This window comes from Herbaspirillum lusitanum, assembly GCF_046025995.1.
Lineage (GTDB): Bacteria > Pseudomonadota > Gammaproteobacteria > Burkholderiales > Burkholderiaceae_D > Herbaspirillum > Herbaspirillum lusitanum_A.
Map to the genome: position 1 here is coordinate 245,706 of NZ_JAQQFM010000003.1, position 13,724 is coordinate 259,429.

Annotated in this window: 10 protein-coding genes and 1 riboswitch; of the genes, 2 read left to right on the plus strand and 8 right to left on the minus strand. The window is 63.8% G+C overall.

The annotated features are described in order from the left end of the window. Positions 1–6: 6 nt before the first annotated feature. The 8 genes from PQR62_RS06980 to PQR62_RS07015 all read right to left on the minus strand — a co-directional run bounded on the left by PQR62_RS06980 (position 7) and on the right by PQR62_RS07015 (position 11,373). Positions 7–984, minus strand: a complete 978-nt coding sequence (locus PQR62_RS06980) for an ABC transporter permease (RefSeq protein ID WP_408156189.1) — start codon at positions 982–984, stop codon at positions 7–9. After that, positions 981–2,585 carry an ABC transporter substrate-binding protein gene (locus PQR62_RS06985; protein ID WP_408156191.1) on the minus strand — a complete coding sequence of 535 codons (1,605 nt, stop codon included), beginning with the start codon at positions 2,583–2,585 and terminating at the stop codon, positions 981–983. Before PQR62_RS06985 ends, PQR62_RS06980 begins: the two co-directional genes overlap by 4 nt. Before the next feature lie 44 nt (positions 2,586–2,629). Beyond that, entirely contained in the window at positions 2,630–4,744 is a 2,115-nt protein-coding gene (locus PQR62_RS06990; protein WP_408156193.1) for a TonB-dependent siderophore receptor, read from the minus strand. Positions 4,745–5,099: 355 nt separating this feature from the next. Further along, complete coding sequence (locus tag PQR62_RS06995; RefSeq protein ID WP_408156195.1) at positions 5,100–6,212, minus strand: LLM class flavin-dependent oxidoreductase; 1,113 nt, start codon at positions 6,210–6,212, stop codon at positions 5,100–5,102. Then, positions 6,209–6,973 carry an ABC transporter ATP-binding protein gene (locus tag PQR62_RS07000; RefSeq protein ID WP_408156197.1) on the minus strand — a complete coding sequence of 255 codons (765 nt, stop codon included), beginning with the start codon at positions 6,971–6,973 and terminating at the stop codon, positions 6,209–6,211. Before PQR62_RS07000 ends, PQR62_RS06995 begins: the two co-directional genes overlap by 4 nt. Then, a complete protein-coding gene (locus PQR62_RS07005) occupies positions 6,973–8,064 on the minus strand; it encodes a FecCD family ABC transporter permease (protein WP_408156199.1) in 1,092 nt (363 codons plus the stop codon). Before PQR62_RS07005 ends, PQR62_RS07000 begins: the two co-directional genes overlap by 1 nt. Next, positions 8,061–9,152, minus strand: a complete 1,092-nt coding sequence (locus tag PQR62_RS07010; RefSeq protein ID WP_408156201.1) for an ABC transporter substrate-binding protein — start codon at positions 9,150–9,152, stop codon at positions 8,061–8,063. Before PQR62_RS07010 ends, PQR62_RS07005 begins: the two co-directional genes overlap by 4 nt. Before the next feature lie 46 nt (positions 9,153–9,198). Further along, positions 9,199–11,373, minus strand: coding sequence for a TonB-dependent receptor (locus PQR62_RS07015; protein WP_408156203.1), 2,175 nt, complete (start codon positions 11,371–11,373; stop codon positions 9,199–9,201). A gap of 281 nt (positions 11,374–11,654) precedes the next feature. After that, positions 11,655–11,898: riboswitch (cobalamin riboswitch) on the minus strand. A 229-nt stretch (positions 11,899–12,127) separates the two neighbouring features. Here PQR62_RS07015 and PQR62_RS07020 point away from each other — a divergent pair. Both PQR62_RS07020 and PQR62_RS07025 read left to right on the plus strand, forming a co-directional pair. Further along, a complete protein-coding gene (locus PQR62_RS07020; protein WP_408156868.1) occupies positions 12,128–12,634 on the plus strand; it encodes a sigma-70 family RNA polymerase sigma factor in 507 nt (168 codons plus the stop codon). A 2-nt stretch (positions 12,635–12,636) separates the two neighbouring features. Further along, positions 12,637–13,635 carry a FecR domain-containing protein gene (locus PQR62_RS07025; RefSeq protein WP_408156205.1) on the plus strand — a complete coding sequence of 333 codons (999 nt, stop codon included), beginning with the start codon at positions 12,637–12,639 and terminating at the stop codon, positions 13,633–13,635. Positions 13,636–13,724 lie beyond the last annotated feature (89 nt).

Consider the following 13,724-nt stretch of genomic DNA (forward strand, 5'->3'; position numbering starts at 1 on the left):
GCGTATTCATGGGCGGCGGCGCGGATCGATGAAGGCGCAGGCCACATCCACCAGCGAATTGAAGATGACGAACATCAGTCCGAGGACCAGCGCGGTGCCCTGAATCATCGGCACGTCGCGGCCGAAGATGGCATGCACCAGCGCATGGCCGATACCGGGCCAGGCAAAGATGGTTTCCACCAGCACCACGCCTTCGATCAGGTATACCAGCTGCACCCCGAGATACGCGGTGACCGGCGCCGCCACATTGCGCACGCCATGGCGCAGCAGCGCTTGCGGCGTACTCAGGCCCTTGGTCAGCGCGAATGAAAAATAGGCCGAGCTGCGCACCGCCACCATGGCGTCGCGCGCCACGCGTGAGGACACCGCAGCCAGGCCCAGCGCCAGCGTCAAGGCCGGCAACATGATGCTGCCGTGGTCGCCATGGCCGGCCGCCGGCAGGGCGCCCATCTGTACCGAAAAAATCAGCACCAGCAACAGGCCCAGCAGGAAGGACGGCAAGGCGCGCAGCAGTACCGACACGCTCAGTGTGGCGCGGTCCAGCAGTCCGCCCGGGCGCAGGCCCGCCAGTACGCCGAGCGTCGGCCCGAGCAGCAGCGACATGGCCAGCGCCAGCAGCGAGAGCTTGATGGTCGGCACCAGTTGTTCGGCGATCTCATGCAGAATCGGCTGGCCGGTGACTTGCGACAGACCGAGGTCAAGGCGCAGCAGGCGGCTCCACCAGTCGGCCAGGGCGCTCAGCATGGCTTGATCCAGCCCGAGTTCATGGCGCACCGCATCGGCTGCGGCCGAGCTCACCATGTCGTAGCCGTAGCGGCCGGCGGCGATGCGATAGGCCATGTCGCCAGGCAGCATGCGCGTCATGAAAAAGCACAAGGTGCCGACCAGCAGCGCCACCAGCACTGCCTGCAGCAGTCGGCGCCCGAGCATGGCGGCCAGCGACAGCAGCGTGCTGCGTGCAGCTGCGGCAGGGAAAAATGTCATCGCGCCCACTCCAGTTGCGAAATGCGGTAGCTGCGTTCAAAAGGATCGATGCCGGCGCCGCGCAGTCGTTGCGACACCGCGACGGTCTGGCGATACCAGACCACCGGGATCACCGGCAACTCGCGTTGCAACGTGGCGGCAACCAGCGCGCGATCCTGCTGCGGCTGGCCGGCGCTGTCGGCCAGCCGGTTCAGCGCGGCGACCACTTGCGGGTCGCTCCAGTTCATCGCGCCCCAGTCGGCGCCTTGCGGGCCGAAGTCTTGCAGCAGCGTGGCCACCGGTTCCGGCAGATTGCCGAAGTTGCGCGCCGTCAGTCCCATCTCCAGCGCGCCGCTGCGATGTCCGGCCGGGATGTCGCTGGAGTTGCCGATCACTACGCGCACTGCGATGCCGATCTGGCGCATTTCCTCCTGCAGCGCCGCTGCAATCAAGGGCAGTTCGGGTCGGTCGACAAAGGTCAGCAGTCTGAGTTCGAAGCGCTGGCCGTCGCGCCGTGCGATACCGTCGGCGCCGGGTATCCAGCCAGCCTGCCTGAGCAGTGCACGCGCGGCCGCCAGATCGGTGCGCAGCGGCGCCAGCGTCGTCTGATGCCATTGCTGCATGGCCGGCGGAAACAGTTGCGTCGCGCCCAGATCCGCATCGCGCAGCAAGGCCGTGGCGATGCCCTTGCGCTCCACGCTCAGGCTGATGGCCAGGCGCACCCGCGCATCCTTGAGAAAGGGATGGCCGGCGTTGAGCTTGATATAGGTCGTGCGCGGCAGCATGGCCGAAACCAGTTGCGTGGTCCGGCTGTTCTGCAGGCGGCGGATGCTGGGCGGATCGAGCGAAAACGCCAGATCGGCTTGCCCGCTTTGTACCAGCAAGGTCCGGGTTTCCGCACGCGAGACGCTGAGGTAGCGCGCTTTTTTGATCTGCGGCAGCGGCAGTCTGCCGCCGGCATATTCATCGAAGCGCTCCACGTCGAATTGCTGCGGCAAGGCAATCGATCCGATGCGATAGCGGCCGCTGCCGACGATGCCGGTCACGTTGCCTTGCGCATCGAAGGAGGAGGGCGCCAGAATCTGCGTGCCGGAGTGCGTGAACAGATAGGGCAGCGGCGCAAAGCGGCGGCCCAGCGTGACGACCAGCTCCCGGCCTTCGATCTGCATGGCGCGGATGTCGGCCAATTTCAGTACGCCGGGTCGCGCCAGCGCGCGCGTCAATGCATTCAGCACGGAGCGCGGCGTCACTGGCGTGCCGTCGTGATAGAGGCTGTTGCTGCGCAGGCTGAAGCGCCACTGCAACTGATCGGCGCTGACCGACCAGGCCGTGGCCAGCGCCGGCAGCAACGTGCCGGCATCGTCGACGTCGAGCAGCGTTTCCGTCACTTCCATGCGGGTGAACATATAGCCGGCGCGCGAGGGATCGAGCCCGGTCAGCTCCCAGGGGCCGACCACGGTGACGGTGTCGGCGCTGCGCACGAGTTCATGTGGATCGGAATGATCGCCGTGGGCACGGGCGTCAGGGCTGAAGATTGCCGCCGGCAGCGCGACACCGGTCACGCCGGCCTGCAGCAAGCGACGGCGCCTGAGCGATGTGCGGCCGGAGGTGTTGAAGCGCATGAAGGTCCTGAAGCTCATGAAGTGCAATGGTCCAGATCCGGAGATCAGAATTTGATGTTGAGAACGAGCACGGCCGAGCGTTCGTCGCCGGGGGCGATCCATACGCTGCTATAGGAGCTGGCGTAATACTGTTTGTTGAACAAGTTGTTGATGTCCAGCGACAGCCGCATCTTCGGCGTGAACTGCCAGTAGGCCAGCGCTTTGGCGGTGACATAGCCGGGCAGCTCGAACGAGCCGGCGGCATCGCCGGTGCGTGCGCCGACGTAGCTGAAGCCGCCGCCCATGCCGTACAGACCGCCGCGCGCATCGACATCTTCATAAATGCCGAGCAGGCTGCCGGAAGTCTTGGGCACGTTGATCAGGCGCGCGCCGACGGCCAGCGTATTGTCCTTGGTGACCCTGGCATCGGTGTAAGCCAGATTGCCGGTGATGCGCCAGTGCTGCGCAAACTTGCCGTTGAAATCCAGCTCGACGCCACGGCTGCGTACTTCGCCGGCGGCAATGCTGAATGCAGTGTTGGCCGGGTCGGTGGTCAGCACGTTCTGCTTGGTGATGTCGAACACCGCCAGCGTTGCGCCCACGCGCTGGTCGCTACTCTGATATTTCAGGCCGGCTTCGGCGGCGCGCGAGGTCTCGGGACTGAAGGCATTGCCGGCGGAATCGCTGCCGCTGTTGGGACGGAAGGATTTGCCGATGCTGGCGTAGAGCGAGATGGTCGGGGTCGCCAGATAGGTCAGGCCGAGGCGCGGCGAGGTGGCGCTCTTGTCCTGGCGCGAGCGGGTGCCGGCGCGATTGTTGTCGAGCGTGGAGCGGAAGGAATCGATGCGCACGCCGGCCAGCAGACGCCAGCGTTCGGCCAGCTTGATCTGATCCTGCAGGAACAGGCCGCTGCTGATCTGGCGTTCCGAGGTATCGGTATTCGGTAGCGGCGTCGGCTGCGCCTGACCGTAGACCGGATTGTAGATATTGAGCGCATAGGGCGCGCCGGCGCTCGGATTGATGCGCAGCATGCGCTGATCCAGCGTCATCCAGTCGAGTTCGACGCCGGTCAGGATGTCGTGGCCGATGCCGCCGGTGTTGAATGTGCCGCCGATCTCCGCCTGTAGCGAAGTGTCGTGCCAGGCGTAGTCGCGATAGCGGCGCTGGCGCCATACCGTGGCGTTGTCTGCACGCAGTGAAGAGACTTCGGTGGAGTAGCCGTCCAGCGTGCCTTCCTTGTGGAACAGGCCGAGGCGCGCATGCCATTGCTCGTTGAGCCTGTGCTCCAGCGTCAGCTGATGGATCTGATTTTCCATCTTGATATCGCCATCGGCCGCTTCGCCCAGAAAGCGCGAGGCGGGTATCGCGTCGAGCCTGCCGTTGACCGCCACGATGCCGCGATCCAGCGGCGCGGTCTGGCGCAGGAACTCGGCTTCGTAATTGATCACGGTGCTGTCGCTGAGTACCCAGCTGAAGGCCGGCGCCACGAATTCACGCTTGCTGCGCACATTGTCGCGGCTGCCGCCCTTGCTTTCCATGGCGGCGTTCAGGCGATAGGCCACCTGGTCGCTCAGTGCGCCGGTGGAATCGATGGCGCTGCGATAGAAGTCTTGCGTGCCGATCGACAGATCGACTGAATTGGCGGCCTTGAACTGCGGCTTCTTGGTCACGACATTGAGCGTGCCGCCCGGCTCGCTGCTGCCGTACAGCGCAGCCGACGGGCCCTTCAGAAAGTCGATCCGTTCCACATTGGCCATGTCGCGCGGCGGCGAATAGCCGCGGTTGGAGGCGAAGCCGTTGAGCAGAATATTCATGCCGCCGTTTTCATTGCCGGAAAAACCGCGCACCGAATAGTTGTCCCACAGTCCGCCGAAATTGTTCTGACGCGCCACGCCGCTGACATACAGCAGCACGTCGTCCACCCGCGTGGCGTGCAGATCCTCGATCAGCTGGCGCGAGATGACCTGTACCGACTGCGGCAGTTCCTGCAGGGGCGTATCGGTGCGCGTGGCGCTGGACGTGCCGGATTGCCGGTACTGATTGCGTTCGCCGTTGCCGGTGACGGTGATTTCCTGCAAGCCTGTGCCGGCCGCTTCAGTTGCGCTCTGTGCCTGCGCATGGCCGGCCTGGACGCAGGCGATCAGACTCAATACCGCAAAGCGGATGGCGTTAGATTTCATAAGGTATTTCTTCCCTGAGGCCGGATTGTAGATTTTTTGTCGGGCTGTATCGTGCAGGCTAATGCCTGTGCATATGCAGAAACGGCGGGCGGCGGCTTGACGCTGATGCGTGCAAAAAAACAGCAGGCTCGCATTTTAATGCAACACTGTTGCAAAAACAAATGTTTCGTCGAGTCTGTCCGCAATGCAAGCCTTGAGCTGCGACACCATGCAGCGCAAAAGGCCGCACATGCTAGCGCGGCGGCTTTGATGCCGGTGGGGGCTGCGACGATTTGTCGCAGCTGTCGCGCGCCATTTTTTCTCGCGACATGTTGAAGCGGGGGCGGCAACAAAGTCAGGGGGCGTCTCGCGGATATCATCTGTGCGCGCCTGAAACGGTTTCCGCTGCCGTCCTGCTGTTCGTGTTCCGATGCGCCGCCGCCAGCAATTCAAACGAGCGCAAACGGTCTTGCAGCGAGAACGTCCAGCAGTTCATGCCGATTTCATCGGCGCCGGCCTGTGCCACCAGCCGGTGTATGCGTTGCATGAGGTCTTGCGGTTTGCCGACCAGATTGCGCTCGAGCTGGCCTTCGATTCTGCTGCGCTGTTCGGCCGAATAGGGATAGGCCGCCGCAATCTCGGGTGATGCCAGCGGTTCGCGCAGGCCCTGATCGAGACGCGTGCGCCACAGGCCACGCGAGCTGAACAGGTAGCGCGCATGTTCATCGGTATCGGCGGCCAGCGCGAAGAACATCAGCGCCGAATACGGTGCACTCAGAAACGGTCCGGGCCGGAACGCCCTGCGGTAAGCATCGAAAGCCGGTTCCAGAATGCCGACGCTTTGCTCCGCTGAATAGTTGAAGCACATCGCCAGACCGAGCCTGCCCGCCGAGCGCGCACCCTCGATGGAAGTCACCAGCACCCAGGGTTGGGCGACGCCGGGATTGTGCGGCAGGGTGTTGAGGCCGGCCAGGCTGTCGGTATCCGGATCGCCATCGGCGGCGCCAGGGGGCGTCTGCTTCAGCAACCACGCGCATAGTTCGCGAATCTTGCTGTCGAATTTCAGGCGATCGCCGCTGCCGCCGGGATTGAGTGCGCGAAAGGCATTGCCGTCACCGCCCGGCGAGCGCCCTAGACCGAGATCGATGCGGCCCGGCGCCAGCGCTTCCAGCACATTGAATTGTTCCGCCACCTTGAACGGCGCGTAAAACGGCAGCAGGACGCCGGCGGCGCCGATGCGGATCTGCGAGGTCAGCGCCGTCAGCGCACCCAGCAGAATTTCCGGTGCGCTGCCGACGATGGCCGGATTGTTGTGGTGCTCTGACACCCAGAAGCGCCGATAACCGAGCTGTTCGCAATGCTGCGCCAGACGCAGGGTATTGCGCAGCGCCCCGGCATGCGTGGTGCCGGACGAATAGACCGACTGATCGAAGGCGATCAGCGGTTTGCCGGAGTTGTCATTGAACGGGTTCGTGTGTGCAGGATTCATGCTGGTCGCAACGGAATGACGTAAGGCATATCGCCGTCGCTGCCGACTACGGCATTCACGCCATACACGGCGGCGATGTTGTGCGGTGTGAGTACCTCGCGCCAGTGGCCCTGGGCGACGATGCTTCCCTCTTTCAGCATCACCAGCCGGTCGGCGAAACGGGCGGCCAGCGCCAGATCATGAATGGCGATCAGCACGCCGCTGCCCTGATGGTCGGCAATGCCGCGCACGGCACTCATGGCTTCCAGCTGATGATGCAGGTCGAGGTCGCTGGTGGGCTCATCCAGCAGCAATAATTTCCCTTGCTGCACCAGCGCCCGCGCCAGCAGCACGCGTTGCCGTTCGCCGCCGCTGAGCTCGTCGCAGGAGCGCAGCGCCAGCGCTTGCAAGCCTAGCTGTGCGATGACATCGAGCACGATGCGGCGGTCTTGTCCGGCGCTATTCCAGCGGCGATGCGGCGCGCGTCCCAGCGCGATCATGTCGTGCACCCGCAGCGCCATGGCCGAACCGGTTTGCTGCGGCACATAGGCAATTGCGCGCGCCACATCGCGGCGTGCCATGTGCTCCAGCGCATGGCCGTCCAGCGTCATGACTGCATGTTCGGATTTCAGAATGCGGTTGATACAACGCAGCAGCGTGCTCTTGCCGGCGCCATTGGGGCCGACCAGACAGACGATCTCGCCGGCGCCGACCTGCAGGTCGATGTGATCCAGAATCAGACGCTGGCCGTGGCGATAGGTGAGCCGGGAAATAGCGAGCATCACAGCATCGCCTTGTGCCGGCTCGACAGCAGCAGATGCAGGAACAGCGGTACCCCCACATACGCCACCACGATGCCGACCGGAATGATGACGGGCGCAAACAGCAGGCGACCAGCCATGTCCGACAGCAGCACCAGCAGCGCGCCGACGATGGCGGAAAACGGCAGCAGCCAGCGATGATCGCCGCCGATCAGCAGGCGCGCGATGTGCGGCGCAACCAGGCCGACAAAGCCGATCACGCCGGTAAAACTGACGATGGCGGCGGTCATCATCACCGCCACAATCGTCACCAGCGCGCGCACGCGGCCGACCGCAAAACCCAGCGAAGCGGCGATCTCGTCGCCGCCGGCGGCGAAGGCGTTGAGCGCCCAGGCCTGCCATTGCAACAGCGGTGCGCCGATCAGCAGAATGCAGCCGGCGATGGCGACTTCATTCCAGGTCGCGCCGTTGAGCGAGCCGAAGGTCCATTGCACGATGGCCGCCAGTTGCTGCTCGGTGGCGACGAACTGCACGCTCGCAGTGAGCGCGCTGAACAGATAAGTCAGACCGACGCCGCCCAGCACCAGCATGCTGGCGCTGACGCCGCGCAGGGCCGAAAACGCCAGCACCAGCGTCGCGCACAATACCGCGCTGGCGAAGGCCGCCGCCACGATCAGATACGGGCCGCTCAGCAAACTGCCGACGCCGGACAGGATCGCCAGCGAGGCGCCGAAGGCGGCCGCCGGCGAAATGCCGACCGTGTACGGACTCACCAGCGGATTGCGTGTGATGCCCTGCATCGCCACTCCGGCCAGCGCCAGTCCTGCGCCTGCCACCACCGCCATGACGATGCGCGGCAAGCGCAGCTCCTGCAGCAGCGCGATTTGCCAATGTGGAATATCAGCCAGCCAGGCGGAGGGCAGCAGCGGCGCAAACAGACCGCGCAGGCTGGTCGCCATGCTGAGTTTCTGTACGCCGAGCGCGCCGGATAAAGTCATCGCCGCAATCAGCAACAGCAGGCCCGAGATCAGCGCCAGCCGGTTGCGCCAGCGCTGAGCTTGCATGGCCTGCAGCAGCGCCGCCCGTGATGCCGGAGAGGTGGCCTTGTTCATTTGCGCAATTCCGCCAGCGATGCGGTATAGCCGCCCGGCGCCGGCACCTGTTGAAAGTCCTCCAGCCATACGCGCATGACCTGATCGGGATCGATGTCCCTGAAGCGCTCCGGATACAGCCATTTGGCGATCTGCAGCGCGCCGATGATCTTGGAACAGCCGCCGGCCAGGTAATAGCTGATGTGATACACCTGTCCGCTGCGCACCGCCGCCAGGCGCTCGAAGCCGGGGCGCGCCGCCAGCGTCTCCAATACCTGCGCCGAGAAGGCGCGGCTATGCGGCTCATATTGCGCCGGCTCCAGCTTGACGATGACGTCCGGCCGGCGCGCGATCACCTCTTCCGGATCGACGCTGAAGCCCTGCACGCTGCCGCGCGCCGATGGCTGATCGAGAATGCTGACGTCGCCGAATACATTGATGCCGCCGCCGAGCTCCACCATGTCGTGCCAGCCCGAGCCCTTGAGCAGGGTTCTGTAATTGCCGACCTCTTCGATATACACACGCTTGCGTTGCGTCGGCGGAATCGCTTGCAGACGTTGCGCCAGCAGATCGCGGTAGCGGCGATAGAAGGCGTTGAGTTTTTCTGCACGCTGCGCTTGTTCGAACAGCTTGCCGAACAGCGTCACGTTCTCTTCATGCTTGAGCACGTCCCAGGCCGTCACCACCACCACCGGAATGCCGAAGCGGCCCAGCACGGTCGCCGCTTTTTGCCAGTCGCTATTGCGCGGAAAGAAGACGGCGTCCGGCTGCATCGCCACGATGGCCTCGAAGTTGGGACTCGACTGTCCTTGCCCGGCCAGCATGGCCGGCGTCACCGTCGGCCAATAACGATGACTGCGCGCCGAATCGATATCGACGCCGACCACCGGCTGCATGCCCGCCACGGCGCGCACGAATTCAGTGGTGTAGCGGTTGAACACCACCACGCGTTTCAAGGGCGTCTTCAGCGTCAGCGCGCGGCCGACATCGTCGTGGAAGCTAAGGGTGTGTGTTTGAGCCTGGGCCTGAGTTGCCGGAGAAAGCAGATTCAGCAATAGCGCCAGGCTCAGCCAGAGCAGCCGGCCCAGCCGCCGGCGCAGCGATTGCATTCCTCGCTTTCCTGGCGCGCGCGGGTTCTGCCGCATGCTCAACAGCTCAGAACGCATAGTTCATGGCGGCCGTAAAGGTGCGCGGCTGGCCCAGTATCCACTGCGTCGCGGTACCGGCGTAGGTCGAAGCGGCGTAGACCTTGTCGGCGATATTGTCCACGCGGAAGTCGAACTTCAGCTTGGGCGATACCTTCCATGCGAGGCCGGCATCCAGCACGGTGTAAGCCGGCAGGCGCGACTGGTTGGTATTGTCGGAATAGCGGTCGCTGACGTAATGGGCGCCGGTGCGGGCTTCCCACTCCGGCGCCAGTTTCCACAGCACGAACAGATTGCCGGTGCGCCTGGGCACGAACTGCGGCCGATAGCCGGCCAGCGAAGTGGCCTTGCCGCCCACCGTCGCCACGAAGTCGTCGAACTGGGCCTGCAGGATGGAGGCATTGGCTTCGATCCGCCAGGCGCTGTTCAGATTGAGCGTCAGCGAGCCTTCGATGCCGCGCGAAGATTGCTGGCCGACCGTATCCGACAGTGCGGTGTTGTTGATATTGGGCGTCAGCAGATTGTTCTTGATGATGCGGTAGGCCGCCAGCGTCCATTCCAGACGATCGCCCCACAGCGCCTGCTTGATCCCGACTTCGACCTGCTTGCCCCTGGACACGCCGTACTTCATCTGCGCCGCGCTGATGCTGGCCAGCGAGGTCACCGGGTCGGAGGCGGTGGCGTATTGCGCATACAGCGAGGTATCGGCGATGGGCTGGAACACCACGCCGGTATTCCACGACACCGCATTCTGATTGCCGTCGGCGCTGGTCAGGGTCAGGAAGTCGTCGCGTTTGGTCTGGTAGTTGTCGCCGCGCAGGCCGCCGGTGACGGCCCATCGCTCGCTCAGCTGATGCCGGTCTTGCAGGAACAGCCCGGCCTGATCAACCGTGACGCGATACAGCGCGCGCATGCTGGCCGTGGTGCCCTGACTGAACACGCCGGGATTGAAATTGAGCGCATTGACCGTGCTCGAACCGGGGAAGTTGCCGGCCGTATTGGTGTTGTCGTTGCGGTCGTACAGCGAGCGGTTGAGGTCGAAACCGACCACCAGCTGGTTCTTGCCGCCGAACACTTCGCTGTCGATGGTGGCGTAGCCGTGATCGCCGTACTGGGTCTGGTAGCCGACGATGTCGCGATAGTTGGAGCGCGCCACATTGCCGGTGCTCGGGTTGTAGGTGAAGGTATAGGTTTCCTTGTAGCGGCGCTCGTGCTTGATCAGGTAGATGTCGTTGTTCAGCACGACCTTGTCGCTGGCCTGATAGCGCGCGCGCAGATAGGTGCGGTTTTCGGTGAAGCGCACCTCGGCGTCGTCCACGTTGTAATTCTTGTAGCGCGTGCCCGGCACGATGCCGCCGTTGACGATGGGCGTGCCTTCGTAGCTGCCCGGGCGGATGTCGCCATAGTCGTTGGACAGCGTCAGCGTGAGATCGGGCGTGGCTTTCCACAGCAGTGCGCCGGAGATCGCCAGGCTGTCGTTATGACCGCGCTCCATCCAGCCTTCGGAGCTGCTGTGGCTGACGTTGAGGCGATAGGCCAGGGTGTCGCTGATCGGACCGGTGCTGTCGAAGGCCTGGCGATAGGTGCCGAAGGAGCCGGCCGAGAGCTGGATTTCATTGGACTGCTGATGCAGGTCCGGTTTTTTCGGTACCACGTTGACCGCGCCGCCGATGAAGCCGGTGCCGTACAAGACTGAAGCGGGGCCGTTGAGGAACTCCACGCGTTCCACATTCCAGGGATCGAAGGGGAAGGTCACCACGCCGCCGGCGTTGTACAGCTGCAGGCCGTCGTACAGTTGCGAAATCGAATTGGGGCCGTAGAAACCGCGCGCCGACAGCGAGTTGTTGCCATTGCCCGAGAATGGCACCGAGGTGATGCCGGGGGCGCGCGTTTCGGCGTCCAGCAAGGTCTGATAACCGCGCTCGCGGATGGTGTCGCCGGAGATCGCGGTGACGCTGGCCGGCGTATCCAATGGCGTCAGATTAAGGCGGCCGCCAGCAGTGGAGGGCGCTTTCAGCACGCCGATTTCCTGGGCCGAGACGGTGATTGCCGGCAGCGCCGTATCGTCGGCGGTCTGAGCCGGGGCGACGCCGAAATGGCATGCGGCGAAGGTGCCGAAGGCGCCGGCGAGCGCGGTCGACAAGCGCCGCACTTTGAGTGCGCGCAATGATGCGGAGTGTTTCATGTGAGCTTCCCTGATTCCCATTGGCGACCGCCAGGTCCATGCAATGGCATGGCGATCTGTTTATGTACGGCGCGCATCCCCGCGCGCTGTGATCAAAGGAAACGGGCAAACCAGAGTGAGAGTGAAAAGCCAAGACGTGCAGGACGCGCGCCGGACGGCAAGAGGCGACGGCCCGCGGCCGGGAAGTCATGAATTAACAGGACGCGGGCGGGGACAGCGGCGGATGCTCGGTTCGGTATGCAGTATGCAGTGCTTCGCAGTTCACGACATACCCCGGTCGCTCGCTTCCATCCGTTCTGGCCGGTATCCGGGCTAACAGGGCCGATTGCCTCGCCTTCCCATGTTCAAGCAAACACAGTGGACTTCAGAGGCAAGCTGCCATGCAGAACTTCCTGCATGGCGCCTGTTTTACCGTTGCGGGGACAGCACACGTTGATCGCCCCGGTGACCCAATTGCAGCGCGTGTTTCCCGTTTAACTGCGGCCAAGGAACATGGCCGCGAGCACCAAAACCCCGCGATCATACTTGCGGTCCGGGCTTTCCGCAATGTTGCCGCAGAGGAGCGCTGCATCCCGCATCCGGAAAATGACATCAGCCTGAGCGACCGCAACCGCGTCGTATGGCGTGCTGTTGTAAGTCGATAACAAAAATTAAGCAAATATCGAAAAAATACTAAAACCACTATAATGAAAACCATTCTCATTTGATGAGCCGCGACGGTCGGCCATCGTTCACCGGACCACAGGAGGGCAGCGTGCCGGCCGCCGATTCAGCTTTGCAGCAGGAAGTCAGCACTTTATACAGCGACCACCACCGCTGGCTGCAAGGCTGGCTGCGCCACAAACTGGGCAATGCCTTCGATGCCGCTGATCTGGCGCAGGATACGTTTGCGCGCATTCTGGCCGGGCGCAGCGTGAGCGACATCAAGGAGCCGCGCGCCTATCTGACCACCGTTGCGCGTGGGATTCTGATCAACTGGTATCAGCGCCAGGCGCTGGAACATGCCTACCTCGACGCGCTGGCGCGTCTGCCGGAACCCGAGGCGCCGTCGCCCGAGCAGCAGCACATCATTCTCGAGACCCTGTGCCAGATCGACGCCATGCTCGACCGCCTGCCGGCCAAAGTCAAACGGGCTTTTCTGTTGTCGCAGATCGAAGGTCTGAAGTATGAAGAGATCGCCGTTCAGCTCAATTGCTCGCTGATTTCCGTCAAGCGCCACATGAAGCAGGCTTTCCTCGCCTGCCTGACGCTGGTCGATTGAATATGGGTACCTCGGTTTCCACCCGCTTCTCCCACAGCATTGATCCCAAGGTGCTGGATCAGGCTGCCGAATGGCTGATGCAACTCAACGCCAGCCATGTCAGCGACGAAGATCGCCGCGCCTGCGCACGCTGGCAGCAGGCCAGCCCTGAACATGCCAGAGCCTGGGCGCGTGCCGAATTGCTGATGAACAAACTGGGCGGCCTGCCTGCGGAGCTGGCGATGCCGGTATTGGACAGGCCGGCGCAACTGGATCGCGCCGGGCGCCGCAAGGCGGTGGCCAAGCTGGCCGGACTGCTGGCGGCCTTGCCGGCCGCCTGGCTGGGCTGGCGTCTGTTCGACCGGCAGCAATGGAGCGCCGATCAGCGTACCGCCATCGGCGAGCGCCGCGAAATCCGTCTGGCCGATGGCACGCACGTAATCCTCAATACCGCCAGCGCAATGGATGTCAGCTACGACGCGCAGCGCCGTCTGATTCGTCTGCGCTGCGGCGAAATCATGATCGAGACGGCGACCGACACCGCCGCCGTGCGCCGTCCCTTCTATGTGGAAACCGCCGAAGGGCGGATGGAAGCATTGGGCACGCGCTTCAGCGTGCGTCAGGAGGAGGGCCGAACTCAATTGGCGGTGTTCGAAAGCGCGGTGCGCATCGCGCCGCGCAAGATGCCGCCGAGCGGATTCCGCATCATTCAGGCCGGACAAAAGACCGGCTTCAGCGCCTCCGCCATCGAGGCGGAGCAGATCAGCGCGCGCGACGACGAAGCCTGGGCGCATGGCATGCTGCTGGCCGATCGCATGCGGCTGGCGGAGTTTGCCGCCGAGCTGGGACGTTATCGCAGCGGGGTCTTGCACTGCGATCCGGCAGTGGCCGATCTGCTGATCTCGGGCACCTTTCCGCTGGACGATCCGGAGCGCGTTCTCAGCATGCTGGTGTCCACCTATCCGGTCAGCGCAGTGCAGCGTTTCAGCGGCTATTGGGTGACGCTGATTCCACGGGCCTGATGGTTTGATCGTCTTGCGCTGGCACCCGTCCGGCCCTACAAACAATATTTTCAATTGCAGTGATACTTTTTCCGATCCTGGCTGGCAAG

Bases quoted from the DNA above. Each gene is read 5' to 3' on its own strand.
- PQR62_RS06980 (WP_408156189.1), bottom strand. From the start codon at position 984: ATGACATTTTTCCCTGCCGCAGCTGCACGCAGCACGCTGCTGTCGCTG.
- PQR62_RS06985 (WP_408156191.1), bottom strand. From the start codon at position 2,585: ATGCGCTTCAACACCTCCGGCCGCACATCGCTCAGGCGCCGTCGCTTG.
- PQR62_RS06990 (WP_408156193.1), bottom strand. From the start codon at position 4,744: ATGAAATCTAACGCCATCCGCTTTGCGGTATTGAGTCTGATCGCCTGC.
- PQR62_RS06995 (WP_408156195.1), bottom strand. From the start codon at position 6,212: ATGAATCCTGCACACACGAACCCGTTCAATGACAACTCCGGCAAACCG.
- PQR62_RS07000 (WP_408156197.1), bottom strand. From the start codon at position 6,973: ATGCTCGCTATTTCCCGGCTCACCTATCGCCACGGCCAGCGTCTGATT.
- PQR62_RS07005 (WP_408156199.1), bottom strand. From the start codon at position 8,064: ATGAACAAGGCCACCTCTCCGGCATCACGGGCGGCGCTGCTGCAGGCC.
- PQR62_RS07010 (WP_408156201.1), bottom strand. From the start codon at position 9,152: ATGCAATCGCTGCGCCGGCGGCTGGGCCGGCTGCTCTGGCTGAGCCTG.
- PQR62_RS07015 (WP_408156203.1), bottom strand. From the start codon at position 11,373: ATGAAACACTCCGCATCATTGCGCGCACTCAAAGTGCGGCGCTTGTCG.
- PQR62_RS07025 (WP_408156205.1), top strand. From the start codon at position 12,637: ATGGGTACCTCGGTTTCCACCCGCTTCTCCCACAGCATTGATCCCAAG.